Annotated in this window: 18 protein-coding genes and 1 tRNA gene; 3 read left to right on the top strand and 16 right to left on the bottom strand. The window is 72.3% G+C overall.

Features of this window, described 5'->3' with window-relative positions; all coding sequences use genetic code 11:
- Positions 1 to 47: 47 nt before the first annotated feature.
- On the bottom strand, positions 48 to 668 hold the full coding sequence (coaE, locus tag HNR70_RS06800) for a dephospho-CoA kinase (RefSeq protein ID WP_184324979.1): 621 nt from the start codon (positions 666 to 668) through the stop codon (positions 48 to 50).
- 164 nt (positions 669 to 832) lie between these two features.
- Between coaE and HNR70_RS06805 the strand changes: the two genes are divergently transcribed.
- Positions 833 to 1,711 carry a trimeric intracellular cation channel family protein gene (locus HNR70_RS06805; RefSeq protein WP_184324980.1) on the top strand — a complete coding sequence of 293 codons (879 nt, stop codon included), beginning with the start codon at positions 833 to 835 and terminating at the stop codon, positions 1,709 to 1,711.
- Positions 1,712 to 1,718: 7 nt separating this feature from the next.
- On the opposite strand, the gene aroD is transcribed toward HNR70_RS06805, so the two are convergent.
- The 7 genes from aroD to polA all read right to left on the bottom strand — a co-directional run bounded on the left by aroD (position 1,719) and on the right by polA (position 11,018).
- Positions 1,719 to 2,522, bottom strand: a complete 804-nt coding sequence (gene aroD, locus HNR70_RS06810) for a type I 3-dehydroquinate dehydratase (protein ID WP_184324981.1) — start codon at positions 2,520 to 2,522, stop codon at positions 1,719 to 1,721.
- Positions 2,523 to 2,527: 5 nt separating this feature from the next.
- The gene (gene aroB / locus HNR70_RS06815; protein ID WP_184324982.1) at positions 2,528 to 3,610 is read right to left on the bottom strand and encodes a 3-dehydroquinate synthase; all 1,083 of its coding nucleotides are present in this window, start codon (positions 3,608 to 3,610) and stop codon (positions 2,528 to 2,530) included.
- Positions 3,607 to 4,188 (bottom strand): shikimate kinase, encoded by a 582-nt coding sequence (locus HNR70_RS06820; protein WP_312857597.1) that lies wholly within the window; start codon positions 4,186 to 4,188, stop codon positions 3,607 to 3,609. Before HNR70_RS06820 ends, aroB begins: the two co-directional genes overlap by 4 nt.
- On the bottom strand, positions 4,185 to 5,441 hold the full coding sequence (aroC, locus tag HNR70_RS06825; protein ID WP_184324983.1) for a chorismate synthase: 1,257 nt from the start codon (positions 5,439 to 5,441) through the stop codon (positions 4,185 to 4,187). Before aroC ends, HNR70_RS06820 begins: the two co-directional genes overlap by 4 nt.
- A 184-nt stretch (positions 5,442 to 5,625) precedes the next feature.
- A complete protein-coding gene (locus HNR70_RS06830; protein ID WP_184324984.1) occupies positions 5,626 to 6,456 on the bottom strand; it encodes an HAD-IIA family hydrolase in 831 nt (276 codons plus the stop codon).
- 148 nt (positions 6,457 to 6,604) lie between these two features.
- The gene (rpsA, locus tag HNR70_RS06835; RefSeq protein ID WP_184324985.1) at positions 6,605 to 8,083 is read right to left on the bottom strand and encodes a 30S ribosomal protein S1; all 1,479 of its coding nucleotides are present in this window, start codon (positions 8,081 to 8,083) and stop codon (positions 6,605 to 6,607) included.
- A 223-nt stretch (positions 8,084 to 8,306) separates the two neighbouring features.
- Positions 8,307 to 11,018 carry a DNA polymerase I gene (gene polA, locus HNR70_RS06840; RefSeq protein ID WP_184324986.1) on the bottom strand — a complete coding sequence of 904 codons (2,712 nt, stop codon included), beginning with the start codon at positions 11,016 to 11,018 and terminating at the stop codon, positions 8,307 to 8,309.
- A gap of 97 nt (positions 11,019 to 11,115) precedes the next feature.
- On the opposite strand from polA, the gene HNR70_RS06845 reads away from it, so the two are divergent.
- Positions 11,116 to 11,616, top strand: a complete 501-nt coding sequence (locus tag HNR70_RS06845; RefSeq protein ID WP_184324987.1) for a hotdog fold thioesterase — start codon at positions 11,116 to 11,118, stop codon at positions 11,614 to 11,616.
- A gap of 28 nt (positions 11,617 to 11,644) precedes the next feature.
- On the opposite strand, the gene HNR70_RS06850 is transcribed toward HNR70_RS06845, so the two are convergent.
- On the bottom strand, positions 11,645 to 13,012 hold the full coding sequence (locus HNR70_RS06850; protein WP_184324988.1) for an ABC transporter substrate-binding protein: 1,368 nt from the start codon (positions 13,010 to 13,012) through the stop codon (positions 11,645 to 11,647).
- A gap of 118 nt (positions 13,013 to 13,130) precedes the next feature.
- A complete protein-coding gene (locus HNR70_RS06855) occupies positions 13,131 to 13,778 on the bottom strand; it encodes an ANTAR domain-containing response regulator (protein ID WP_184324989.1) in 648 nt (215 codons plus the stop codon).
- Positions 13,779 to 13,904: 126 nt separating this feature from the next.
- On the opposite strand from HNR70_RS06855, the gene HNR70_RS06860 reads away from it, so the two are divergent.
- Positions 13,905 to 13,987 (top strand) — tRNA-Leu (locus tag HNR70_RS06860).
- 50 nt (positions 13,988 to 14,037) lie between these two features.
- Here HNR70_RS06860 and HNR70_RS06865 read toward each other — a convergent pair.
- The 6 genes from HNR70_RS06865 to gltB form a co-directional block, all read right to left on the bottom strand.
- Complete coding sequence (locus HNR70_RS06865; protein WP_221421105.1) at positions 14,038 to 15,609, bottom strand: glycoside hydrolase family 32 protein; 1,572 nt, start codon at positions 15,607 to 15,609, stop codon at positions 14,038 to 14,040.
- Positions 15,610 to 15,666: 57 nt separating this feature from the next.
- On the bottom strand, positions 15,667 to 16,860 hold the full coding sequence (locus HNR70_RS06870) for an oligosaccharide MFS transporter (protein WP_221421349.1): 1,194 nt from the start codon (positions 16,858 to 16,860) through the stop codon (positions 15,667 to 15,669).
- 289 nt (positions 16,861 to 17,149) lie between these two features.
- Entirely contained in the window at positions 17,150 to 18,181 is a 1,032-nt protein-coding gene (locus tag HNR70_RS06875; RefSeq protein WP_184324990.1) for a LacI family DNA-binding transcriptional regulator, read from the bottom strand.
- A gap of 236 nt (positions 18,182 to 18,417) precedes the next feature.
- A complete protein-coding gene (gene pyk, locus HNR70_RS06880) occupies positions 18,418 to 19,881 on the bottom strand; it encodes a pyruvate kinase (RefSeq protein ID WP_184324991.1) in 1,464 nt (487 codons plus the stop codon).
- Between the two features lie 102 nt (positions 19,882 to 19,983).
- Positions 19,984 to 21,462 carry a glutamate synthase subunit beta gene (locus HNR70_RS06885; RefSeq protein ID WP_184324992.1) on the bottom strand — a complete coding sequence of 493 codons (1,479 nt, stop codon included), beginning with the start codon at positions 21,460 to 21,462 and terminating at the stop codon, positions 19,984 to 19,986.
- Positions 21,455 to 26,035, bottom strand: coding sequence for a glutamate synthase large subunit (gene gltB, locus HNR70_RS06890; RefSeq protein ID WP_184324993.1), 4,581 nt, complete (start codon positions 26,033 to 26,035; stop codon positions 21,455 to 21,457). The genes HNR70_RS06885 and gltB overlap by 8 nt, the downstream gene beginning before the upstream one ends.
- Between the last annotated feature and the right edge of the window lie 91 nt (positions 26,036 to 26,126).

Consider the following 26,126-nt stretch of genomic DNA (forward strand, 5'->3'; position numbering starts at 1 on the left):
CTACGACGCGGGTGCGACAGCCGGAACGTGCGGGCGGCGCTGTCAGCTCAGGGCGCATCCGCGCGCAGGCGCTCCAGGGTGTGACGGGCACGCGCGGCGAGCTGCTCGCGGGTGCCGGTGTTCAGCACCAGACGGTCCGCGCGCAGGATCCGCTCGCGATCGGTGACCTGCGCGGCCATGATCGACTCGACGTACTCGCGGTCCTTGCCGCGATCGCGCATCACGCGGGCGATCCGGTCCTCGCGCCGTGCGAGCACCGCCACGACTGCGCGGTAGTCGCCCTCCTTGCCCTTCTCCAGCAGCAGCGGACTGTCGTGGACGACGAGGGACTCCCCCGCCGCCGCGGCCTCCGCCTCCTCGCGGGCGACGGCCTCGTCGACACGGCTGAGCACGATGCGCTCGAGGTCGGCGCGGGCGGCGTCGTCGGCGAAGACGAGACGGGCCATGGCGGCGCGGTCGATGGTGCCGGCGGCGTTGCGCAGCTCCTCGCCGAAGCGGGCGATCGCCTCCTCGACCCCGTCCCCGGGCACGTCGAGCACCGCGCGGGAGTGGGCGTCGAGGTCGATGACCCGCATCCCCTCCTCGCGCCAGAGCGCGGCGACGGTGGACTTGCCGGAGCCGATGCCGCCGGTGAGGCCGATGCGGTGGAGGGCGGGTGCGGGAGCCATGCCCCGATCGTAGGGCGCGCGGGGCGCGCGGTCGGCCGACGGGGGCGGAGCGGCCGACGGGGACCGGCCGACGGGATCCGGCCGACTGGGCTCGGCCGACGGGGCCGGGTCGACCTGGTCACGGGAGCATTCCGACTGGCGGGCGCGCGTACTACGGTGCTCGCGTGGATCCGCTTCAGCTGCTCGTGACGAACGACCTCCTGCGCGTGCTCGACCTCGTGGGTGTTTTCATCATGGGTGTCGCGGCAGGGGCGATCGCGGCCCGCCTGAACTTCGACGTGGTGGGCTTCGCGATCATCGGGATCACCGCCGGTCTCGGCGGCGGCATCGTCCGCGACCTGATCCTCGACTTCGGCGTGCCGGCCGCGTTCTCCAGCCCCTGGTACCTCACCTGCGCCCTGGCCGGCTCCGCGCTCTCGTTCCTGATCAACGCCGAGGGCCAGTGGTGGCGTCGCCTGGTGACGGTGCTGGACATCATGGCGATGGGGCTGTGGGCCGCGACGGGCACCGCGAAGTCCCTCGGTTACGGCCTGGACGCCCTGCCGGCGGTGCTGCTGGGCGTGGCGAGCGCGGTGGGCGGCGGTGTGCTGCGCGATGTGCTCGTGGGGCGTATCCCCGCGATCTTCGGCGGCGGCCCGCTGTACGCGACCGGGTCGCTGCTCACCGCGGTGCTGACCTGGCTCGTCTTCGCTCTGGGCCTGCCCGCCCCGACGGTGCTGATCGCGGTCGCGGTCGGGGCGCTGCTGGCCGGGGTCGCCGCGTGGCGGCGCTGGAGCCTGCCCGCGCACAACGAGTGGCAGGTGACCATGTCCGCCGCGCAGCTGAAGCGCCTGGTTCGCCGCACCCGCACCGCCGAGCGCGAGCGGGTCGCCGCGGAGACCGGTGCGATCCCGGTGGTGAACCTGGACAACGACGACCTCGCCGAGGACCTGATCACGGACGACGTCGACGAGACGGCGTACGTCGAGCGGGTCTTCCACGACGGCGAGGAGACGGGGCCCGACGGCGGGCATCCCCAGCAGGGACCGCTCGGGGCGCGCTGAGGCCGGGTCAGGGACGCAGCAGCTCGAGCATCCGCGCGACCTCGTCGGCCGCGAGCTGGCCGGGCGCCGAGCCCTCGCCGACGCTCGCGAAGGTTGCGGCGCTGCCGAAGGCCTCGGCCGCGACGCGGCTGGTCGCGCCGAGCGATCCCATGGAGATCGCGAGGTGCGGGCCGGTGCGGTCCTCGGCGACGGTGAGGCTCGCCGAGAGCAGGGTGAGCACGTCGCGGGCGCTGCGCGGGGTGACGGCGATCTTGGGGATGTCGGCGCCGCGAGCGCGCTGGGCGCGGAGGAGCTCCACGAGCCGCGCCTCGTCCGGGGTGCCGTCGAAGTCGTGGAAGGACCCGACCACGGCGATGCCGTGCCGTCGGGCCGCGGCGATCACGGAATCCACGACGGACCGGTCGCGGGCGGTCTCGATGTCCACGAGGTCCACGGCGGACTGGGTGCCGGCGCGGCGACCGGTGATCAGTGCCTCGAGCAGCGCGCCGAGGTCCCGGTCGGAGAGCGGCCGGCTCCCGCCCTCCGCGGTGGTGCGGAAGGTGACAAGCAGCGCCCGGTCGGCGCCGAGGGCGGTGCGCAGGGGCGAGAGCGCCTCGAGCACCGCCTCCCGGTGCGCCCCGGCGTCCTCGAGGTCCGGACGGAAGAGGTCCAGGCGCCACTCGAGGATCCGCGCCGGGGAGGCGAGGGCCGACTCCGCCTGGGCGAGGAGCGGCTCGAGGTCCTCCCCCACCAGCGGCACGATGATCTCGGGCCGGCCGCGCCCCAGCTCGATCCCGCGCACGGTCGCGGTGCGGCGCCGCTCGTCGCTCACGGCGGTCAGTCCTCGGTGATCGCCGCGTAGGCGGACAGCAGCAGCGCCGGGTCCGGCCCCTCGATGCGGGAGACCTTGCCGATGCGGTCCAGGACCACGAAGCGCAGCAGGCCGGCGCGGGTCTTCTTGTCCCGCTTCATGGCGTCCTCGAGCTTGGGCCATTGGCGGTCGCGGTACGTGGTGGGCAGTCCAAGGGAGACGAGGATGTCGCGGTGGCGGTCCACCTCGGCCTCGGAGAGCTTGCCGGCCAGGTGCGAGAGCTCGGCGGCGAACATCATGCCCACGCTCACGGCGGCGCCGTGGCGCCACTGGTAGCGCTCGTTGCGCTCGATGGCGTGGCCGAGGGTGTGGCCGTAGTTGAGGATCTCCCGCTCCCCGGACTCCTTGAGGTCCGCGGAGACGACGCGGGCCTTGACCCGGATCGCGCGCTCGATCGCCTCGCGGAAGGCGTCGGTGGAGACGTTCAGCACGGCCTTCGGGTCCTTCTCGACGATGTCGAGGATGGCGGTGTCCTCGATGAACCCGGCCTTGACCGCCTCGGCGAGGCCCGCGGCGACGTCATTGGCGCCGAGCCCGGCGAGCACGTCGAGGTCGGCGATCACGGCGATCGGCGGATGGAAGGCGCCGACGAGGTTCTTGCCCTCGGAGGTGTTGATGCCGGTCTTGCCGCCCACTGCCGCATCGACCATGGCGGCGACCGTGGTCGGGACCTGCAGCACGTCGATGCCGCGCAGCCACGACGCGGCGACGAAACCCGCGAGATCGGTGGCGGCGCCGCCGCCGAGCCCGATCACGAGGTCCTGGCGACCGATCTCGGCCTGCCCGCACACGCCCCACAGGAACCCGGCGACCTGCGCGGTCTTCGCCTCCTCGCCGTCGGGGATCTCGGCGGCGAAGGCCTGCCGACCGGTCTCGGCGATCGCGGCGCGGACCTGCTCGGCGACCTCCCGCAGGCTCGGCTGGTGCACGAGGACGACGCGGCGGGCCCGCTCGGGCACGAGGGTCGGGATGTCGGCGAGCAGACCGCGGCCGACGAGGACGTCGTAGCCGCCGGTCGGAGTGGTCACGGGGATGGTCGTGGTGCTCATTCGGTCTCCTCCGGTACCCGTGAGGGCGTGTCGAGCTGCAGGATGCGGGCGATGGCGCGGGCGACGAGGGCGGGGCTGCCCTGGCCCGCGTCGATGCGATAGGGCGCGAGGTCGCGATAGGCCTCCATGCGCTGCGAGGTGACGGCCCGCCAGCGGGTCAGGGGGTCCTCCCCGGCGAGCATCGGCCGGTCCGCACCGGTGCCGAGGCGCTGGGCGACGATGCGCTCGTCGATCTCGAGCAGCACGACAGGACGGCCGCGCAGGCGCTCGGCCGAGGCGGGGGTCAGCGGCGCACCCCCGCCGAGGGACAGGATCCCGCCGTGCTCGTCCAAGGCACGGGCGAGGGCGTCCGCCTCCAGGGCGCGGAAGGTCTTCTCCCCGTCGGCCGCGAAGATCTCGCGGATGGAGCGTCCCTCGGCCCGGACGATCAGGGCATCGAGGTCCGCGAAGGCGACCCCGAGCCGGGCGGCGAGGGCCTTGCCGACGCTGGTCTTCCCTGCGGCCATGGGGCCGATCAGGATCGCCAGCGGGCCCGCCGGGCGCGCGGCCGACGGGTCGGCGGGGCGCGGGTCGGTCACGAGGCGCTGTCCGGGCGGCGGTCGGTCAGCGCCGCCTGCAGGTCCTTCGTCCCCTCGAGGTGGGCGCGGATCTCGGCGACCGAGTCGCCGCCGGCCTTCTCCAGCAACGCGTCGGCGAGGGTCAGCGCGACCACGGCCTCGGCGATCACGGCGGCCGGGGCAACGGCGCAGGTGTCCGAGCGCTGGTGGTTGGCGGTGGCCTGGGCGCCGGTGGACACGTCCACGGTGCGCAGGGCGCGCGGGACGGTGGAGATCGGCTTCAGGGCGCCGCGCACGCGGATGACCTGGCCGTTGCTCATGCCGCCCTCGAGGCCGCCGGCACGGTTGCTGACGCGCGGGAAGGACTCCTCGCCCTCGTGGCCCTCGCTGCCGACGGCGAGGATCTCGTCGTGGGCGGCGGAGCCGCGACGGGCGGCGGTGTCGAAGCCGTCGCCGATCTCGACGCCCTTCATCGCCTGGATGGACATGATGGCCTGGGCGAGTCGGCCGTCGAGGCGGCGGTCCCACTGGGTGTGGGAGCCGAGTCCCACAGGGACGCCGTAGGCGAGGACCTCGACGACGCCGCCGAGGGTGTCGCCGTCGGCCTTGGCGGCGTCGACCTCGGCAACCATCGCCGCGGAGGTCTCCTCGTGGAAGCAGCGCAGCGGGTCGGCGTCCAGGCGCTCGACATCGTCCGGGGTGGGCAGCGCCGCGCCCTCGGGGACGCGCACGGGTCCGACGGACAGGGTGTGGGAGACCAGGCGGATCCCGGCGGCCTGCTCGAGCAGCGCCGCAGCGACGCGACCGGCGACCACGCGGGCGGCGGTCTCCCGGGCGCTCGCGCGCTCGAGGATCGGGCGGGCCTCGTCGAAGCCGTACTTCAGCATCCCCGAGAGGTCGGCGTGGCCGGGGCGGGGACGGGACAGGGGGCGGTTGCGGGCGATCTCGCGCTCGTCGCCGGTGCCGGCGTCGACCAGCAGGTCCTCGCGCGGGACCGGGTCGGCGCTCATGACCTTCTCCCACTTGGGCCACTCGGAGTTCGCGATCTCGATCGCGAGCGGGGAGCCGAGGGTGAGGCCGTGGCGGAGACCGCCGTGGACGGTCAGGACGTCCTGCTCGAACTTCTGGCGGCTGCCGCGGCCGTGGCCGAGGCGGCGCCGGGCGAGCGCGTCCTTGAGATCGTCACTGGTCAGCTCGATCCCGGCGGGGACGCCGTCGAGCAGGGAGATGAGGGAGGGGCCGTGGGATTCCCCGGCCGTGAGCCAGCGCAGCATGCCCACGATTCTCTCACGGGGTGCCGCGGCGGGGCGGCCGCGTCCGCCGTGACCTGCTCCTCGTCCCGTCCCGTCGGCCTCGTCCCCGCACCGGCCGGGTCCCGTCCCCGCACCGGCCGGGTCCCGTCCTCGCGTCGGCCGGGTCCCGTCCTCGCGTCGGCCGGGGCAGGGCGGGCCGCGCCGGTCAGTCCTCGTCGAGCTCCTCGGCCTCGTGCGGGGTGAGCCGCTCGACCAGCGGCACCACATCGGCGATGCCGTCGAGCACGGCGGTGGGCCGGTAGGGGTACTGGGCGATCTCGGAGGCGCGGGTGGAGCCCGTGAGGACGAGCACGGAGCGCATGCCCGCCTCGAGCCCGGACTTCACGTCGGTGTCCATGCGGTCCCCGATCATCACCGAGGTCTCGGAGTGGGCGCCGATGCGGTTCAGGGCCGTGCGCATCATCAGCGGGTTCGGCTTGCCGACGTAGTAGGGCTGGATGCCGGTGGCGGCGGTGATCATCGCGGCGACCGCCCCGGTGGCCGGCAGCGGACCCTCGGCGCTCGGCCCAGTGACGTCGGGGTTGGTGGCGATGAACTTCGCGCCGTCCCGGATCAGGCGGATCGCGCGGGTGATCGCCTCGAAGGAATAGGTGCGGGTCTCCCCCAGCACCACGAACTCGACATCGGTGTCGGCGAGGATGAAGCCCTCGTCGTGCATGGCGCTGGTGAGACCGGCCTCGCCGATCACATAGGCGGCCGAGCCCGGCTGCTGCTCGGCGAGGAAGCGGGCGGTCGCAAGCGCGCTGGTCCAGATCGCCGCCTCCGGCAGCTCGATGCCGCTGCGGGACAGGCGCGCCCGCAGATCGCGCGGTGTGAAGATCGAGTTGTTGGTGAGCACCAGGAAGGGGCGGCCGAACTGCTGCAGCGCGGCGATGAACTCGGCGGCGCCGGGCAGGGCGGTGTTCTCGTGGACGAGCACTCCGTCCATGTCGGTCAGCCACGTGTGGATCGGGGAGTCCTCGAGCACGGTCGTCATGGCACCAGTGTGCCCTCTCGGCGGCGCCTTCGTCTCCGGGGTCCGCGGCGGTCCGTCGGCCGACGGGGCTCGCAGCGCCTCGCGGAACGGGACCGGCCCGGCCCCCGCAGTGCGGGGACCGGGCCGGTCCGAAGCAGCGATCCGGAGATCAGTTGCCGGTGAGCTTGGCGCGCAGGGCGGCCAGGGCCTCGTCGGAGGCCAGGGTGCCCTCGTCCGAGGAGCTCGACTGGTACGAGGTCGAAGCCGGAGCGGACTCGGAGGACGAGGTGGAGGCGGCGGCCGGAGCGTTCGCGGACTCCTCGTCGGCCTTGATGGCCTCGGCGACCTGGGCCTTGTGGGCGGTCCAGCGCTCGTAGGCGGCCGCGTACTGGCCCTCCCACTCCTCGCGCTGGGCGTCGTAGCCATCGAGCCACTCGTTGGTCTCCGGGTCGAAGCCCTCGGGGTACTTGTACTCGCCGTTGGCGTCGTACTCCGCGGCCATGCCGTAGAGCGCCGGATCGAAGGTGGTGTCGTCGCCCTCGGGGTCCACGCCCTCGTTCGCCTGCTTGAGAGAGAGGGAGATGCGGCGACGCTCGAGGTCGATGTCGATGACCTTGACGAAGACGTCCTGGTCGACGGTGACGACCTGCTCGGGCAGATCCACGTGGCGCTGGGCCAGCTCGGAGATGTGCACCAGGCCCTCGATGCCGTCCTCGACGCGCACGAACGCACCGAAGGGGACGAGCTTGGTGACCTTGCCCGGCACGACCTCGCCGATGGCGTGGGTGCGGGCGAAGAGCTGCCACGGGTCCTCCTGGGTCGCCTTCAGCGACAGGGAGACGCGCTCGCGGTCCATGTCGACGTCCAGGACCTCGACCTTGACCTTCTGACCGACCTCGACGACCTCGGACGGGTGGTCGATGTGCTTCCAGGACAGCTCGGAGACGTGCACCAGGCCGTCGACACCGCCGAGATCGACGAACGCTCCGAAGTTGACGATGGAGGACACGGCGCCCTCGCGGACCTGGCCCTTCTGCAGGGTCTGCAGGAAGTCCGAGCGGACCGCGGACTGGGTCTCCTCGAGGTAGGCGCGGCGGGACAGGACCACGTTGTTGCGGTTCTTGTCCAGCTCGATGATCTTCGCCTCGATCTCCTGGCCGACGTAGGGCTGCAGGTCGCGGACGCGGCGCATCTCGACGAGGGAGGCGGGGAGGAAGCCGCGCAGGCCGATGTCGACGATGAGACCGCCCTTGACGACCTCGATGACGCGACCGGTGACGACGCCCTCGTCCTCCTTGATCTGCTCGATCGTGCCCCAGGCGCGCTCGTACTGGGCGCGCTTCTTGGACAGGATCAGGCGACCCTCCTTGTCCTCCTTCTGGAGGACGAGGGCCTCGATCTCGTCGCCGACCTCGACGACCTCACCGGGGTCGACGTCGTGCTTGATGGACAGCTCGCGGGAGGGGATGACGCCCTCGGTCTTGTAGCCGATGTCCAGGAGGACCTCGTCGTGATCGACCTTGACCACGGTGCCTTCGACGATGTCGCCATCGTTGAAGTACTTGATGGTCGCATCGATGGCTGCCATGAGCTCGTCGGCGTCACCGATGTCGTTGATGGCGATCTGGGGGGTCGTGGTGTCGGTCATGTAGTTAAGGGCTCCGTCGGGACAGGAAATGAGTAGGGTCGGGGGACGTGCTCCGCCCACGAGAGGCGGGTTCGCCGCGCGCCGAGGCGCACAGACCTTCACAAGCCTACCAGCCGTGTGCCCCGTGTGCGAGGGCGCGCCGGGGCGCCGGGCGCACTCCCGGTGTGATGTCCTGCACCCCGTGCGGGGGTGCGGCCGACGGGGCGGACGGCCCCGCGCTCCCTCAGTGGGCGGCTTCGCGCCAGGTGCGGCCCACGCCGATGCCGACCTCGAGCGGGACGGAGAGCTCGTAGGCGGAGTCCATGCCGTCCTCGACGATCTCGCGCACCTGCTCGAGCTCGCCGGGCGCGACCTCGAGCACGAGCTCGTCATGGACCTGGAGGAGCATGCGCGAGCGCAGGTCCGCCTCGCGCATCCGCGCCTCGACGGCGAGCATCGCGAGCTTGATGATGTCCGCGGCGCTGCCCTGGATGGGCGAGTTCAGCGCGACCCGCTCCGCGTTCTCGCGGCGCTGGCGGTTGTCGCTGGTGAGGTCCGGAAGGTAGCGGCGACGGCCGAGGATGGTCTCGGTGTAGCCGGTCTCGCGGGCCTTCTCCACGGACTCGTGGAGGTAGTCGCGCACCCCGCCGAAGCGCTCGAAGTAGCCGTCGCGCAGGGCGGTGGCCTCGGCGCGGGAGATCCGCAGCTGACGGGACAGGCCGAACGCGGACAGCCCGTAGGCCAGGCCGTAGCTGACGGCCTTGGTCTTGGAGCGCATGGCCGGGTCGACCGCGTCCGGGCTCACGCCGAACACGCGCGAGGCGACGAAGTTGTGCAGGTCCTCACCGGAGCGGAACGCCTCGATCAGGCCCTCGTCCTCGGACAGGTGCGCCATGATGCGCATCTCGATCTGCGAGTAGTCCGCGGTCATGAGCGTCTCGAAGCCCTCGCCGGCCACGAACACGTCGCGGATGCGCTGACCCTCCGCGGTGCGCACGGGGATGTTCTGCAGGTTCGGTTCGGTGGAGGCGAGACGGCCGGTCGCGGCCGCGGTCTGCTGGAAGGTGGTGTGGACGCGGGCGCCGGTGTCCATCACCTTGTCCAGGCCCACGAGGTAGCCGGTCAGCTTGCTCATCTCGCGGTAGCGCAGCAGCCAGGACAGGAAGCGGTGCCCGGCGGACTCGGGGTCCAGCGTCTCCATGAGGTCGGTGAGCGACTCCGCGTCGGTGGAGTGGCCCGAGGAGATCTTGCGGGTCGTGGGCAGACCGAGGGTCTCGAACAGCACCACCTGGAGCTGCTTGGGCGAGGCGAGGTTGACCTCCTCCCCCACGATCTCGCCGGCCTCGCGCTTTGCCTGGGCGACGAAGCCCTCGAACTCGTCGCGCAGCGTCTGCAGGGCGTCGTGGTCGATGGCGATGCCGCGCTCGTGCATCGTCTCCAGCACCTGCTGCAGGGGCCGCTCGAGGTCGGTGAGGATCCCCTCCGCCCAGGGCGCCTCGCCGAGGCGGGAGGCGAGCTCCGCGGCGGCCGGGTGCAGGGCCGCCGCGGCGGTGGCGAGGCGCTCCTCGGCGCGGGCGATGTGGCCCGCCCTCACCTCGGCGGCCTCCTTCTTCAGCGTGGACTCCGCGGGCTTGCGGGGCCTCGGCTCGAAGCTCACCCCGGCGAGGTCGGAGGCCAGGGTCTCGGCGTCGTAGCTGCGGGCGCCGGGTCGCAGCACGAACGCCTCCAGGGCCAGGTCCCGCACCCCCTCGCCCAGGCGGTAGCCGTTCTCGGCGAGCCAGGTCCGCACCGAGGGGACGTCGGCGATGCGCAGCTCGCGCGCGCCCTCGAGCGCGGCGGCGAGAGCCTCGGACGCCTCGGAGTCGAGTCGGCCGAGCGCGACGGCCCCGGCGGTCTCCTCGGTCGCGAGGCCGAGCAGCGCGCCGCCGCGCACGTCCTCGGCGACGTCGAGGGCGAGGACGTCGGCGGAGTCGCCGAGCAGCTGCGCGAGGGCGGCCGCGTCCTCGACGTGGAGGATGTCCGCGGCGGGTGCCGGGGCCTCGTCGGCCTCCACCGCCTCGCCGAGCAGGGCGGCGGGCAGGTCGCGGCGGATGGTATCGCCGAAGGCGAGGTCGTCGAAGACCTCGAGCACCTTCGCCCGGTCACCGCCGCCGAGGGCGTAGTGGGCCGCGTCCTCGGGCAGGTCCAGGGTGGTGAAGGCGGCGTTCATGCGGCGGTTGCGCTCGACATCCTCGCGGTGGTCGCGCAGGGACTGGCCGGCCTTGCCCTTGATCTCCTCCGCGTGCTCGAGCACACCTGCGAGGCCGCCGTACTGGACGATCCACTTGGCGGCGGTCTTGGGGCCGACGCCGGGGACGCCCGGGAGGTTGTCCGCGGCCTCGCCGACCAGCGCCGCGAGGTCCGGGTACTGCTCGGGCGGGATGCCGTACTTCTCCTCGACGGCGGCGGGGGTCATGCGGCGCATCTCGGTGACGCCCTTGACGGGCTGGAGGAGGGTGACCTTCTCCCCCACCAGCTGGATGGCGTCGCGGTCGCTGGAGACGATCAGGGTCTCGTGCCCCTGCGCCTCGGCGCGGGTGGCGAGGGTGGCGATGATGTCGTCGGCCTCGTAGTCCTCGTAGGTCAGCCAGCGCACCCCGAGGGCGTCCAGGACCTGCTGGATCAGGCCGATCTGCCCGTGGAACGCGGGCGGGGTCTCCTCGCGGCCACCCTTGTACTGGTCGTAGATGCGGTCGCGGAAGGTGCCGCCGGGCAGGTCGAAGGCGACGGCGAGGTGGGTGGGCCGCTCGGAGGCGACGACGTTGATGATCATCCGGGTGAACCCGTAGACCGCGTTGGTGGCCTGGCCACGGCCGTCGCTGAACCCGTCGGCCGGCAGGGCGAAGAAGGCGCGGAACGCCATGGCGTGCCCGTCGATCAGGAGGAGGCGCTGGTCATCGGTGTCGCTCGCACTCATGGGGAGCAGTCTCCCACGACCTGCGGTGCAGTGCGCGCCCAGGGCCGCCGGGCCGCCGTGCAGTAGCAGAGCCGCAGTGCTGTGGCAGTCTCGTGCCATGACCGATGCGCCCCGCCCCGCCGAGCCCGCCACTGCAGCCCAGGCTCCCGCCGCCCTCGCCCAGGAGACCGCGCCGCCGCTGACCGAGGAGCTGCGCTCCCGGCTCCTGCCCGCCTTCGCGGGCACCCTCGTGGAGCGCTGCGGGATGGAGCTGCTGACGATCGCTCCGCACGGCGGGACGATGACCATGCCGGTGGCGGGCAACACGCAGCCGGCCGGTCTGCTGCACGGCGGCGCGACGATCGCGCTGGCCGAGTCGATCGCCTCGATCGCCGCCCTGCTGCAGGCCCGGGCGGTGCACGGCGAGGGCGCGGCGGCGGTCGGCACCTCGGTCTCCGCGCTGCACCACCGCTCCGCACGGGAGGGCACGGTCACGGCGACCTGCACGGCCCGGCACCTGGGTCGGCAGGTGGCGAGCTACCTCGTGGACGTGCACGACGAGGCGGGGCGCCTGTTGAGCACCATCACGGTCTCCACCCAGCTGCTGCCTCCACGCTGAGGCGCGGGGACGCACTCTCGGTGGGCGCTCAGGCGGGTGCTTCGAAGCCCGCCGCGCTCCCGCCCTCGAGGGCGTTCGCCTCGGACCAGGTGTAGGTGCGCATCTGCCCGACGCGGGCATCCGAGCGCGGCCCGAGCTCGAGGTCGCCCATCCGGCCGGAGTAGCTGATCGTCGCGGTCTGCCCCGCGTCCACCGCGGTGGTGAGGACCTGCCTGCATGCCGAGTAGTCGGTGCAATCCTCGGAGCCGGTGAGCACCCTGGGGATGGCCGCGGCGAGGGCGGGCCCCTCCACCGACAGCGCCTGCTGCGCGGCGAGGCATGCGATGACCACCGCGTCGTAGCCCTGCTGGGTGTAGGCGTAGCCGCGCTGCAGGAAGGACGCGTCGCGGTTGAGCATCATGTTCTCGTGGTCGACGGTGATCTCACCGCCCGGCTCGAAGCCCGTGGCCGTGGAGAGCGACTCGGCCGCCAGGGACCCGGCCACCTCCTCCTGGGCGTAGTCGATGACCGCCCACGGTGCCACGCGCACCGGGAACTCGACGCTCGGGCGTCCGCCCTCGTCGAGCGTCGCCTCGCGCAGGGCGGAGAGGAAGGGCGCCGCCTCGGCCCCGCCGTTGAGGACCAGCAGTGCCGGAGGGGTCTCGAGCACGGCCCCGACCCGTGCGGCGACGTCGCCGAAGTCCCCCACGGCATACAGCTGCTGGGAGACGACCCGACCGCTCGCAGGGTTCAGCACCCGCTCGATCTCGGAGAGCAGGCTGCGCCCCTGGAGCGTGTCCTCGGAGAGGTAGGCGATCGTGCCGGGCGCCCCACCGCGGTCCGAGCTCGCTCCGAGCGCGAGCTCCGCGTACATCGCGGCGATCGTCGCGTCGTTGGGCGCCAGGCGCACCAGCAGGTTCGAGGTCTGCACGTCCTCGGCCCGCACCTGCATTCCCGAGCTGAACAGGTCGATCACGGTCATCTGGTGCTCCACGAACGACGGGATCGCCGCGATCAGCGACTCCTCGTCGATGGACGTGATCACGCAGGTGACCCCCGATTCCGCCATCTGCTGGATCACCGGGGCGAGGTCCTCGTCGGGCGCCGCCATCACGTGCCGCTCCACCAGCACGATCTCCTGGTCGAACAGACCCTCCCAGCGGGCGTTGACGTCGATCCGGGCCACGTCGATCGCGATCGCGATCCCGTCCTCGAACTTCGCCATCCGTCCGTAGGACGCCCCGATCGAGCCGATCACGAGCGGCTGCTCGGGCTCCACGAGCGCGCCGGCCGACGGGGGCGGGGTGGTCTGGCCTCTACTGCCCCCTCGGCGGCCGCCTTCGCAGGCGCTCAGCGCCCCGGCGCCGAGCACCCCGAGGCCGAGCCCGCGCACCAGGCTGCGTCGCGTGATCGCCATGGTCGCCGCGTCCCCCTTCCCCGCCCGGCCCCGTCGGCTGCCGTGCGGTCCCCTCGTCCCGACGCGCCCCCGCGCGCCGGGGCCGAGATCAGTCCTGGATCAGTCGATCAGTCCGTGATCAGTCCTTGCCCTGGCCGCCGAGCTGGTCGACGACCGCGTCGGCGACCTCGCGCATGGTCAGGCGGCGGTCCATCGAGGTCTTCTGGATCCAGCGGAAGGCCTCGGGCTCGGACAGGCCCATGTTGGTCTGCAGCAGGCCCTTGGCGCGGTCCACGCGCTTGCGGGTCTCGAAGCGCTCCCCGAGATCGGCGATCTCGGACTCGAGCTGAACGATCTGCTGGTACCGCGAGATCGCGATCTCGACGGCGGGCAGCAGGTCCGCCGGGGTGAAGGGCTTGACGACGTACGCCATGGCGCCGGCGTCGCGGGCGCGCTCGACGAGCTCGGCCTGGGAGAAGGCGGTGAGCATCACGACCGGGGCGAGGTTCTCCTCGCCGATCTTCTCCGCGGCGGTGACGCCGTCGGTCTGCGGCATCTTGACGTCGAGGATGACGACGTCGGGGCGCAGCTCGCGGGTCTTGGCGATCGCGCTCTCGCCGTCGCCGACGGCGGCGAGCACGTCGAAGCCCGCCTCGGTGAGAGTCTCGACGATGTCCATGCGGATGAGGCTCTCGTCCTCGGCCACCACGGCGGTGCGGCGGGGCGCGCCGTCGCCCGCGGTGGTGTCCTGGGCGTCGTCGCGGAGGTCGGTGGTGTCGTCAGTCATGTCGCCCTGTGTCTCGTTCTGGGCCTCGTCCCGGGCAGGAGCCCGGGGTCACGGGCAAGAGCCCGTGCGTCGGAGGCCGATGGTCATCAGCGGTATCCTAGTCCAGCCCTCGAGGCCGAGGAGCAGGCCGGATTGGCGGAATGGTAGACGCGGCGCACTCAAAATGCGCTGTCCGTGAGGGCGTGCGGGTTCGAGTCCCGCATCCGGTACCCCAGGTGGGGGCGTGCGAGGGCACCGAGGCCCGCGCACGCACCCCCGCTCAGCGGTCCGGGGTCTCCCACATCGGGTGCAGGCGGCGCGCGACGAGGCGCGTCACATGGATCACCCCGCCGACCGAGGTCAGTGCGAGACTGCGCGGACCGTCCGCCGGGAAGGCGAGGGAGCTGAGGGTCTCCTCCCCCTCGCCGAGGAACACCTCGACGCTGCCGCGGTCCACGAGCACCCGCAGGCGCAGCGTGTCGCCGCCATCGAAGGGTGCGGAGCGGTATCCGCGATCGCCGGGCCCGCCGCCGCTCGTGCGGCGGTCCAGCACCACGCGCCCGGACTGGTCGTCGTAGGCGACCCAGGTGCATCCGCTCGCCGTGCGCTGCACCTCGAGGGCGACCTGCTCGGAGGTGGTGCGGGCGAGGTCGACCTCGAGCTCGATCTCGCAGGCGTCGACGTCCTCGAGGAGCACCTCGGTGACGTCCGACGGGATGTCGGCGTCCTCGAGCACCCGCTCCCCCGCGCTGTCGCGCAGGGTGGCGAGCTCGGCGACGGGGAGGGCGCGCAGCCGCAGGTCCTCCCCCAGCGTCAGCTCGCGCGGCACGCTGAGCTGGCCACTCCAGCCGTCCTCGGCCTGGGAGGCCAGCGGCAGGGTGAATCCGCCCATCCATCCCAGCTGGAGGCGCCGACCGTCCGGGGCCTCGAAGCTCTGGGGCGCGTAGTAGGTGTGGCCCCAGTCCGCGGGCCGGTACTCGGCCGCGGTGCGGAACTGCTCGCCAGGCGCCCAGTCGCCGATGACGTACCCGGCGTTGTGCCCATTGCGCCCGGCGTACCCGGCCGGACGCGCGGTCGTCATCGGGCAGTAGGTGAGCACCCACCGGTCACCGAGCGGGAAGAGGTCCGGGCATTCCAGCATGTACGCCGACGGGTCGGGGTCCTCGAACAGGACCGTCGCGAAGGTCCACTCGCGCAGGTCCTCGGAGCGGTAGAGCCGCACCTGGCCGCGATGGTCGGTGGACTGCGCACCGGCGACGAGCCACCAGGTGCCGTCCTGCCGCCACACCTTGGGGTCGCGGAAGTCGAGCACGTCCTGGGGTGCCTCGATGACGGTGCCGTGCTTGGTGAAGCGGACCCCGTCCTCGGAGGTGGCCAGGCACTGGACCTGGGTGACGCCGCCCGAGTCGTCCGTGCCGTTGTTCCAGCGGTGCCCGGTGTAGAGCACGGCCAGGGTCCCGTCCTCGTCCTCGACCGCGGAGCCGGAGAAGATCCCGTCGCGATCCGCCTCGAGGCTCGGCGCGAGCGCGAGCGGCTCGCGCCGCCAGGTGACGAGGTCCTCGCTGGACACGTGGCCCCAGTGCATCGTCCCCCAGTCGGTGCCGGCGGGGTGGTGCTGGAAGTAGACGTGGTAGCGGCCCTGGAAGTGGATCAGGCCGTTGGGGTCGTTGATCCAGCCTGCCGGTGCGGCGATGTGGAACGTGGGGTACCAGCGGTCGTCGCGGGTGGCGAGCAGGGCGGTGTTCGCCGCCGCGGCGCGCTCCAGGGCGTCCGCGTGCACGTGGCTCGCCGCAGCGTGCGCTGCAGCGGACTCAGCAGTGGGCTCCGCAGTGGACTCAGCGGTGGTCGGCACGATGATCTCCTCGGGAGGGTCGGAAACGGTGTGGTGGCGGGGTGGGAGCCGGCCCGCTCAGACCGCGGCGGGCTCGTCGGCAGCCTCGGGCTTCGGGGCGCGGCCCCGCACGAAGGGCTCCCCGAGCACCTGCCGGTCGTCCTTCTCCAGCAGCACCAGCGCGTAGACCGCCGCGAGCGCGACGACCCCGGCGATGACGAGGAAGGTGGGCTGGTAGCCGAGCTGGTCGCGCAGCGCGCCGAGCGGGCGGGAGAGGACGACGTTGCCGATCTGGGCGGAGATGTTGAAGCCGACCAGGTAGAGCGTCGCCGACAGCCCGGTGCTGAAGTGCAGGGTGAAGTAGCGGAAGATGCCCAGCACGAACAGGGGCACCTCGAAGGCGTGGAGCATCTTCACGATGCTGATGAGCACGGGCCCGTCCAGCACCGCGGTGCCGAGAATGCGCACGAACATCACGCTCACGCCGAGCAGGAGGGTGTTCCGCACGCCCACGTGCCGCATCACGACCGTGACCGCGCCCATCATCAGCGCCTCGAGGAACACCTGCGCCGAGTTCAGCGCACCGTAGGTCTGCTGGCCCACGGCCGGGTCGTCGAACAGGGAGGTGTAGAAGTCGGGGAACATCTGCTGGTCGTAGACGGTGTAGAAGGTCCACGAGAGGATCACGAAGCCGATGACGACCCACAGCGAGCGCCTCTTCAGCAGGCCCGCCATCTCGCGCACGCCCGGGGTGCTGGGGAGCACCTGGCCGGCGACCGGCTGCTCGGCGCCGCGCGGGCGCCACAGGAGCTGGACGAGCAGCAGCGCATGGCCCAGGACGGAGCCGGCCCAGAAGTTCAGGTCGGGATCGCGGGTGAACAGGAACCCGGCGATGAGCGCGACGATCGCGTAGCCGAAGGAGCCCCACATGCGGGCCTGGCCGAACTCGAAGCCGTTGCGGCGGCTGAGGCGCTCCACGAAGGCCTCGAACAGGCCGGTCGAGCCGACGAAGGCCGCGGCGATGAACACGGAGCCCAGCGCGACGCCGAGTCCGAAGTTGTTCTCGAGCAGCGGCTTGTAGACGAAGATCGCGAAGGGGCCGACGAGGGCCATCAGCGCGGAGATGACGATGGTGACGTTCCGCTTGAGGTCCAGGCGGTCCTGGATCGTGCCGTACAGGAGCATCAACACGAGGGTGGCCGCGGAGTTGGCGGAATAGATGGTGCCGACCTGGGAGCCGGTGAGCTGGAGGCCGCCGGCCTCGCTGGTCAGTCAGATCTGGAAGAAGGACCACCAGATCCCCCAGGAGGCGAAGTACAGCAGGATCGTGACGGAGCCGAACTGGTACGAGGAGTTCCGCAGGGAGCGGGTGAACGTCGACATGGTGACCTTTCGACATTGAAGCGGGTCGGGATGCGGGACGCCCTCAGGGGAATCCTGGGGGCACTGCACTGCCGGGTGATGCGCTGCCGGAGCCGGCGGAGGGAGCCGGTCGGACCATCGTTGCTATAACGATTAGGTAGTACATAGCACTCCGCTCGCCCCCTGCTTAGAGGTTTTGCTAAATCGTTTGGACCGTGTCGCGCTCGATGAGCTCGAGCGGGAGCAGCGTGCGCTCCGCGGGCAGCGCAGCGCCGCTGGTGACGGCGTCCAGGAGCATGCCGGCACCCACCTCCCCCATCTCGCGGTAGGGCAGGCGGAGCGTGGTCAGCTGCGGCCGCACCATGGTCGCGAGCTCCTCGTCGTCGAAGGAGATGAGCGAGAGGTCCGCGGGCACGCACAGACCGCGCTCGGCCGCGGCCTGGAGCACACCGAAGGCGACGCGGTCGTTGACGGCGAGGATCGCGGTGGTGTCCGGGGCGGCGTCGAGCACGGCGTGGGCGCCGCGGAAGCCGAGCTCGGGCTCCCACACGTCGCCGTGGTGCTCGGCGGTGAAGCGCAGTCCCGCCTCGGCCGTCGCGTCGTCGATCCCGTCGAGACGGACGGGGATGTTGGTCGAGACGGAGGGCAGGGCGCGCTCGGGATGGCGGCCGATGAGCGCGATGCGCCGATGGCCGCGCTCGAGCAGATGGCGCACGGCCGCCTGCCCGGCGGGGAACTCGTCGGGGCCGACGGCGGGCCAGCCCTCGGAGATGCCGTTCAGCACGATCCGCGCCTCGGCGCCCTCCGGGGCGGGCAGAGCGATCTCGCGGCCGGTCATCATGCCGAGCACGAGGCCGTCCACGCGGTGGGAGCGGAGGATCCCGAGGGCGCGCGCGATCCGCTCGGGATGGTGGTCGACCTCGGCGATCATCACCGAGTGGTCGCGCTGCTCGGCGGTCTCCAGCAGGCCGCGCAGCATGCCCGCGGCGAAGCGGGTCACCGTGACCTCGTCGGAGATGAAGCCGATCGTCGCGGTGCGCCCGGTGCGCAGGCTGCGCGCGGTCGCGTCGGCGACGTAGCCGAGCTCGGCCGCGGCCTCCTTGATCAGCTTCGCGGTGGAATCGGCGATGCGGGAGCCGGGCTTGTCGTTCAGCGCCATCGACACGGTGGGGACGGAGAAGCCGGTGCGACGGGCGATGTCGGCCAGGGTCGGACGCCGGCTGCGGGCCACCGCACCCTCCTCGGTATCGTGGGGCACCCCGGTGCACGGCCCGGGGACGGGCTCCCCACCCGTGAGCAGGGACTTCCGATCATACGCGAACGGCGCCCGCGACCTCTCGGTCACGGGCGCCGTGGCGCTGTGTCGGTCCGCTTCCGCAGGGTCAGCGGTGCGGGCCGCTCTCGCGGCGGTCAGCGGTGGTGGCGGCTCAGCAGTGCGTCGAGACGGCGTTCACTGACCGCCGGCGCTCACTGACCGGCGGCGATGCGGTCGGCCTCGATGCGGGCCGACTCGGTGCCGTCGAGGTCGCCGATGCGGTGCACGCGCAGGGTGTTGGTCGAGCCGTGGACGCCGGGGGGCGAACCGGCCGCGATGACGACCAGGTCGTTCTTCTGCAGGCCCTTCTGCTCGCGCAGGAGGTCGTCGACGACCTGGACCATCTCGTCGGTGTCGCGCTGCATCGGGACGAGGTGCGCCTCGACGCCCCAGGTCAGCGACAGCTGGCGGGCGACCTCGGGGTAGGGGGTCATGGCCAGCAGCGGGATGGTCGGGCGCAGGCGGGAGAGGCGGCGGGCGGTGTCGCCGGACTCGGTGAAGGTCACCAGGTACTGGGCGGAGAGCTGGTCGCCGATCTCGGAGGCCGCGCGGGTGATCGCGCCGCCGCGGGTGTGCGGAATCGTGCCGAGCGCCAGGATGCGGTCCGCGCCGTTCTCCTCGGTGTTGGTGACGATGCGGGCCATGGTGCGCACCGCCTCGAAGGGGTACTTGCCCACGCTGGTCTCGCCGGAGAGCATGACCGCGTCGGCGCCGTCGAGGATGGCGTTGGCGCAGTCGGAGGCCTCGGCGCGGGTGGGGCGCGGGTTCTCGATCATCGACTCGAGCACCTGGGTGGCGACGATGACGGGCTTCGCGTTGCGGCGGGCGAGCTCGATGGCGCGCTTCTGCACCAGCGGCACCTGCTCCAGCGGCAGCTCCACGCCGAGGTCGCCACGGGCGACCATGATGCCGTCGAAGGCGCCGACGATGGAGCGCAGCGCGCGCACGGCCTGCGGCTTCTCGATCTTGGCGATGACGGGGACGCGGCGCCCCTCCTCCTGCATGATGCGCAGGACGTCGTCCATGTCGTGGGCGTCGCGCACGAAGGACAGCGCGATGAGGTCGGCGCCGAGCCCGAGGCCCCAGCGCAGGTCCGCGATGTCCTTCTCGCTCATGGCGGGGACGGACACGGCGACGCCCGGCAGGTTGATGCCCTTGTGGTTGGAGACCGGGCCGGCGACCTCGACGATGGTGGTGACGTCGGTGGCGGTGACGTCGGTGACGCGCACGGAGACCTTGCCGTCGTCGATCAGCAGCACGTCGCCGGGGCGGCAGTCGCCCGGCAGGCCCTTGAACGTGGTGGAGACGCGCTCCTTGGTGCCGACGATGTCGTCGGTGGTGATGGTGAAGGTGTCGCCGACCTCGAGGAAGTGCGAACCGGCCTCGAAGTTGCCGAGGCGGATTTTCGGGCCCTGGAGGTCCACGAGCACCGCGACGTTCTTGCCGAGGTCCTCGGAGGCCTTGCGGATGTTCGCGTAGACCGCCTCGTGGTCGTCGTAGGTGCCGTGGCTGAGATTCATCCGCGCCACGTTCATCCCGGATTCGATCAGCGTCCGGATCTGCTCGTAGGTATTGGTCGCGGGACCAAGGGTGCAGACGATCTTCGCTTTGCGCATGTCAACCCATCTGTAGTTCGTATGAAGGGCCGCGACCCTCCGGGGGGCGGCGCGCGGGCGCCGCAGAAGGGCCGCAGCGTCGCGTGTGCTGGACCCATCCTGTCACACTGTGACGGGCTTCTCCCCCGGCGCCACGGGACGCGGAAGGGAGGTCGAGCCCATCAGGTGCTCGTCCACGGCCGCCGCGGCCGAACGTCCCTCCGCGATGGCCCAGACGATGAGGCTCTGGCCTCGGGCGCAGTCGCCCGCGGTGAACACGTTCGGCACGTTCGTGGCCCAGGAGCCGTCGTGCACGATGTTGCCGCGTGAGGTCATCTCCACGCCGAGGCCCTTCAGCAGACCCTCCTCGCGGGCCCCGGTGAAGCCCATCGCGATGAGCACCAGGGTGGCGGGGAGCACGGTGTCGGTACCGGGGGTGGGGATGCGTCGGCCGTCCACGTACTGGGTGCGGGCGACCTTCAGACCCGTCACGGCGCCGTTCTCGTCGACCTCGAAGCCGGTGGTGGAGGCGAGGTAGGAGCGGTCGCCGCCCTCCTCGTGGGCGGTGGAGACCTCGAACAGCACGGGGTGCACGGGCCAGGGCTGGGACTCGTCGCGCTCGCTGGGCGGCTGGGTGCCGATGGCGAGGGTGGTGACGGACTTCGCGCCCTGGCGCAGCGCCGTGCCGAGGCAGTCGGCGCCGGTGTCGCCACCGCCGATGATGACGACGTCCTTGCCCTCGGCGCTGATCGGGTCGCTCAGCCAGTCACCCTCCACGAGGCGGTTCGCCTGGGTGAGGTACTCCATGGCCGGGTGGATGCCGGTGGCGTCGCGGCCGGGCACGGGCAGCTCGCGCGGCACGGAGGCGCCGGTGGCCAGGATCACCGCGTCGAAGCGGGTGGAGAGCTCCTCGACGCCGAGCGCGTCCTCGCCCTCGCCGCCCACGTCCACGCCCGTCCGGAAGCGGGTGCCCTCGGCGCGCATCTGCTGCAGGCGGCGGTCCACGTGGCGCTTCTCGAGCTTGAACTCGGGGATGCCGTAGCGCAGCAGGCCGCCGAGGCGGTCGTCCTTCTCGAGCACGACGACGCGGTGACCGGCGCGGGTGAGCTGCTGGGCGGCGGCGAGCCCGGCGGGACCGGAGCCGACCACGGCCACGGAGCGGCCGGTCTGGCGGGTGGGCTCGACCGGGCGGACCCAGCCCTCGTCGAAGGCGCGGTCGATGATCGACACCTCGACGTTCTTGATGGTCACGGGCGGCTGGTTGATGCCGAGCACGCAGCTGGACTCGCAGGGGGCGGGGCAGGCGCGGCCGGTGAACTCGGGGAAGTTGTTGGTCGCGTGGAGTCGCTCGGCGGCCTCCTCCCAGTCGTCGCGGTAGACGAGGTCGTTCCACTCCGGGATCAGGTTGCCCAGCGGGCAGCCCTGGTGGCAGAAGGGGATGCCGCAGTTCATGCAGCGGCCGGCCTGGCGGGAGACGACGGACAGGGTGCCCTTCTCGCGGGCCTCGTAGACCTCGCGCCAGTCCATCAGGCGCACGGGCACGGGACGGCGGGCGGGCAGCTCGCGGTCGCGGTAGCGCAGGAATCCTCGGGGATCAGCCATGGGTGGCCTCCATGATCTCGTTCCAGACATCGTTCGCATCGGGGTCGATCCCCTGGGCCACCGCGTCCTCACGGATCGCGGTGATGGTGAGGAACGCGCGGGGCGCGACCTCGGTGAGCCGGCCGATCAGCTCGTCCTCGTCGGCCAGCAGCGCGGCCGCGCGGTCGGAGCCGGTGCGGGCGGCGTGGTCGCGCAGCGTCTCGAGCACGAACTCGCGGTGCTCCTCGCGCACCGGGGTGATCGAGAAGCCGGCGGCGTCCTTGGGGTTCAGGCGGGACTCGTCCAGGTCCAGCACGAACAGCGTGCCGCCGCTCATGCCGGCGCCGAGGTTGCGGCCCGTGGGCCCGAGCACGAACACGGCACCGCCGGTCATGTACTCGGCGCCGTGGTCGCCGATGCCCTCGACGACGAGCGTCGCGCCGGAGTTGCGCACCCCGAACCGCTCCCCCGCGGCGCCGGCGAGGAGCAGGCGTCCGGAGGTCGCGCCGTAGGCGCAGGTGTTGCCGGCGATCGGGGCGGAGGTCAGCGACGGCTCCGTGCCGGTGCCGTGGCCGACGGCGATGATGCCGCCGGACAGGCCCTTGCCGACGTAGTCGTTCGCATCGCCGGTGAGGTGCATGCTCACGCCGCGGGGCAGGAAGGCGCCGAAGGACTGGCCGCCGGTGCCGTCGAGGTCGAGCACGATCGCGTCCTCCTCGAGGCCGCGACCGTCGGTGCGGCGGGTGACCTCGTGGCCGAGCAGGGTGCCGGCGCTGCGCTCGACGTTGCGGACGCTGCCCTCGAGGCGGATGCTCGGGGCGGCACCGTCGATGACGTCGGCGGCCGCGGCGATCCAGGGGTGGTCCGGGGCCTTCTCCAGGCCGTGGTCCTGGCCGCGGCGGCGGCGCGGGAAGTCGCCCTCGTGGATGGTCGGGGCGGCGAGCACCGCCTCGAGGTCCAGGCCCTCCCGCTTCGCCTGGCCGAGCGCGGTGCGGGAGCGGGTGTCCTCGCGCAGGCCCAGCAGGTCGGTGCGGCCGATGGCCTCGTCCAGGGTGCGCAGGCCGAGGGAGGCGAGGTGCTCGCGGACCTGCTCCGCGACGAACTGGAAGAAGGTCACCACGTGGTCGGCGTGCCCGTCGTAGCGGGCGCGCAGCTCCGGGTTCTGGGTGGCCACGCCCACGGGGCAGGTGTCCAGGTGGCACACCCGCATCATCACGCAGCCGGAGACGACCAGGGGCGCGGAGGCGAAGCCGTACTCCTCGGCGCCGAGCAGCGCCGCGATGACCACGTCGCGACCGGTCTTCATCTGCCCGTCGACCTGGACGGTGATGCGGTCGCGCAGGCCGTTGAGCAGCAGGGTCTGCTGCGTCTCGGCCAGGCCCAGCTCCCAGGGGGTGCCGGCGTGCTTGAGCGAGTTCAGCGGGCTCGCGCCGGTGCCTCCGTCGTGGCCGGAGATGAGCACCACGTCGGCGTGCGCCTTGGACACGCCGGTCGCGACCGTGCCGACACCGAAGCGGGAGACCAGCTTGACGTGGATGCGTGCCGACGGGTTCGCGGACTTCGCGTCGTGGATCAGCTGGGCCAGGTCCTCGATCGAGTAGATGTCGTGGTGCGGCGGCGGGGAGATCAGCCCGATGCCGGGGGTGGAGTGCCGGGTGCGGGCGATCCACGGGTACACCTTCTCCGGCGGCAGCTGGCCGCCCTCGCCGGGCTTGGCGCCCTGGGCGATCTTGATCTGGATGTCCTTGGCGAAGGAGAGGTACTCGCTGGTGACGCCGAAGCGGCCCGAGGCGATCTGCTTGATGGCGCTGGAGCGCTCGGGATCGTGGACGCGCTCGGGATCCTCCCCGCCCTCGCCGCTGTTGGACATGCCGCCCAGGCGGTTCATGGCGATGGCGAGGGTCTCGTGCGCCTCCTGGGAGATGGAGCCGTAGCTCATCGCCCCGGTCATGAAGCGCCGGGTGATCGACTCGACCGGCTCGACCTCCTCGATCGAGATCGGGGTGCTCTCGTCGGTGCGCAGGCGCAGCAGGCCGCGGATGGTCATCAGCCGCTCGTGCTGGTCGTCGACCGCGTCGGTGTACTTGCGGAACTCGTCGTACCGGCGGGAGCGGGTGGAGTGCTGGAGGCGGAACACGGCCTCCGGGGTGAACAGGTGCGGCTCGCCCTCGCGGCGCCACTGGTACTCGCCGCCCACGGTCAGGCCGCGGTGGGGCTGGTGCACGCCGTCGACCGGGTGGGCGAGGGCGTGGCGAGCGGCAGTCTCCTGGGCGATGACGTCCAGGTCGATGCCGCCGATGCGCGAGACGGTGCCGGGGAACCAGGTGTCCACGAGCTCCTGGGACAGGCCCACGGCCTCGAAGATCTGGGCGCCGCGGTAGGAGGCGACGGTGGAGATGCCCATCTTGGACATGATCTTCAGGACGCCCTTGCCGAGCCCGTAGTTGAAGTTGGCGACGGCCTGCTCGGGGGTGAGGTCGCTGATCACGCCGCGCTCGACGAGCTCCTCGACGCTCTCCATGGCGAGGTAGGGGTTCACGGCGCTGGCGCCGTAGCCGATCAGCAGCGCGGCGTGGTGGACCTCGCGCACGTCCCCGGCCTCGACCACGAGCGCGGCCGCGGTGCGCCGGCCCGTGCGCACCAGGTGGTGCTGGACGGCGCTGGTGAGCAGCAGCGAGGGGATCGGGGCGAGGACCTGGTTGGTGTCGCGGTCGGAGAGGACAAGGAAGGTCGCGCCGTCGTCGATCGCGGCGACGGCCTCCTCGCAGATCTCCTTCAGGCGCGCCTCGAGCGCGGCGGTCCCGCCGCCGACGGGGTACAGGCCGCGCAGGCGGACGGTGTGGAAGTCGGCGGTGGCGGGGTGCGCGTCCACGGCCAGCAGCTGGGCGAGCTGGTCGGAGTCGATGATCGGGAAGTCCAGCGCCAGCTGGCGGGCATGCTGCGGGGTGGCGTCCAGCAGGTTCCGGGAGCGGCCGATGGTCACGCCGAGGGAGGTGACGATCTCCTCGCGCAGGGAGTCCAGCGGCGGGTTCGTGACCTGCGCGAACATCTGCGTGAAGTAGTCGAACAGGAGCCGCGGCCGGTCCGAGAGCACGGCGATGGGGGTGTCGGTGCCCATTGCGCCGATCGGCTCGGCGCCCTTGGCGGCCATGGGCGCGATCAGCACCCGCAGCTCCTCCTCGGTGTAGCCGAAGGTCTGCTGGCGGCGCAGCACCGAGGCGCGGGAGTGGGTGATGTGCTCCCGCACGGGCAGGGACGACAGCGCGACCTTCTGCTCCTTGACCCAGGTGCCGTAGGGGTGCTCGGTGGCGATGCGGTGCTTCAGCTCGTCGCTGGGCACGATCTCGCCCGCCTCGAGGTCCACCAGGAAGATCTCGCCGGGGGCGACGCGGCCGGTGCGGACCACCTCGGAGCGGGGCACGTCGATCAGGCCGGTCTCGGAGCCGAGCACCACCAGGTCGTCCTCCATCACCCAGTAGCGCAGCGGGCGCAGGCCGTTGCGGTCCAGGCGCGCACCCACCTGGGTGCCGTCGGAGAACACGACCGCGGCGGGGCCGTCCCACGGCTCCTGGAGCGCGGCGTGGTACTCGTAGAACGCCCGCAGGTCGGGGTCCATCGACTCGTCGTTCTCCCACGGCTCGGGGATGAGCATCATGAGCGCGTGGGGCAGCGAGCGGCCGGAGAGGTGCAGCAGCTCGGCCACCTCGTCCAGGCCCGCGGAGTCGGAGCCGCCGGGGGTGGAGACCGGCAGCAGGCGGGAGAAGTCCTCGCCGAACACGTCGGTCTCCATCGCGCCCTCGGCCGCGCGCAGGCGGTTGCGGTTGCCGATGACGGTGTTGATCTCGCCGTTGTGCGCGATGGTGCGGAAGGGGTGCGCGAGCGGCCAGGCCGGGAACGTGTTGGTGGAGAAGCGGGAGTGGACGATCGCCATCGCCGAGGCGAAGCGGGGGTCGCGCAGGTCCGGGTAGAACTCGTCCAGCTGCATCGGGGTGAGCATGCCCTTGTAGACCATCACCCGGGTGGAGAGGGACGGGAAGTACCCCTCGGTGCTGTGCTCGACCCGGCGGCGCACGGCGAAGGCGGCGCGCTCGAGGTCCAGGCCGGTGCGCTCCCCCGCCGCGTCGGCGAGGAAGACCTGCACGACGTCAGGGCGGACCGCCTCCGCGGAGGGGCCGACGAGGCCGTCGGTGGTGGGAACGTCGCGGGTGCCGAGCAGGACGAGGCCCTCCTCGGCGGCGATGGCCTGGAGCGCGTCGCGCACCTCGGCGCGGCCCTCGGGGGTGCGGGGCACGAAGGCGATGCCGGCGGCGTAGGCGCCCAGCGGCGGCAGGTCGAGGCCGCTGACCTCGCGCAGGAACGAGTCGGGCAGCTGGACCATGATGCCGGTGCCGTCGCCGGTGTTCTCCTCGGCGCCCACCGCGCCGCGATGGTCGAGGTTGCGCAGCGCCGTCAGGGCGTGCTCGACGATCAGGTGCTGCGGCTCGCCGCGGAGGGTCGCGATCATGGCGACGCCGCAGGAGTCCACCTCGCTCTCGGACCGGTACAGGCCCTGCGCGGCGGGGAAGGAGGAGAAGCGGGAGTTGAGGGGGAGCATGGCGCTGGCCCTTTCCTTGGGGGCGGACGGAAGAGCGGGGACGTCGGAGGCCGACGTCGTCCCGGTCCCAGGGACCGCCCCCGAGGGCGTG

This window comes from Brachybacterium aquaticum, assembly GCF_014204755.1.
Taxonomy (GTDB): domain Bacteria; phylum Actinomycetota; class Actinomycetes; order Actinomycetales; family Dermabacteraceae; genus Brachybacterium; species Brachybacterium aquaticum.

What these genes read in the sequence shown, in the direction of transcription:
- HNR70_RS06850 (WP_184324988.1), bottom strand. Translation starts at nt 13,012, where the DNA reads ATGGCGATCACGCGACGCAGCCTGGTGCGCGGGCTCGGCCTCGGGGTG.
- polA (WP_184324986.1), bottom strand. Translation starts at nt 11,018, where the DNA reads ATGAGTGCGAGCGACACCGATGACCAGCGCCTCCTCCTGATCGACGGG.
- aroC (WP_184324983.1), bottom strand. Translation starts at nt 5,441, where the DNA reads ATGCTGCGCTGGCTCACGGCCGGGGAATCCCACGGCCCCTCCCTCATC.
- gltB (WP_184324993.1), bottom strand. Translation starts at nt 26,035, where the DNA reads ATGCTCCCCCTCAACTCCCGCTTCTCCTCCTTCCCCGCCGCGCAGGGC.
- HNR70_RS06830 (WP_184324984.1), bottom strand. Translation starts at nt 6,456, where the DNA reads ATGACGACCGTGCTCGAGGACTCCCCGATCCACACGTGGCTGACCGAC.
- rpsA (WP_184324985.1), bottom strand. Translation starts at nt 8,083, where the DNA reads ATGACCGACACCACGACCCCCCAGATCGCCATCAACGACATCGGTGAC.
- pyk (WP_184324991.1), bottom strand. Translation starts at nt 19,881, where the DNA reads ATGCGCAAAGCGAAGATCGTCTGCACCCTTGGTCCCGCGACCAATACC.
- coaE (WP_184324979.1), bottom strand. Translation starts at nt 668, where the DNA reads ATGGCTCCCGCACCCGCCCTCCACCGCATCGGCCTCACCGGCGGCATC.
- aroB (WP_184324982.1), bottom strand. Translation starts at nt 3,610, where the DNA reads ATGAGCACCACGACCATCCCCGTGACCACTCCGACCGGCGGCTACGAC.
- HNR70_RS06885 (WP_184324992.1), bottom strand. Translation starts at nt 21,462, where the DNA reads ATGGCTGATCCCCGAGGATTCCTGCGCTACCGCGACCGCGAGCTGCCC.
- HNR70_RS06845 (WP_184324987.1), top strand. Translation starts at nt 11,116, where the DNA reads ATGACCGATGCGCCCCGCCCCGCCGAGCCCGCCACTGCAGCCCAGGCT.
- HNR70_RS06855 (WP_184324989.1), bottom strand. Translation starts at nt 13,778, where the DNA reads ATGACTGACGACACCACCGACCTCCGCGACGACGCCCAGGACACCACC.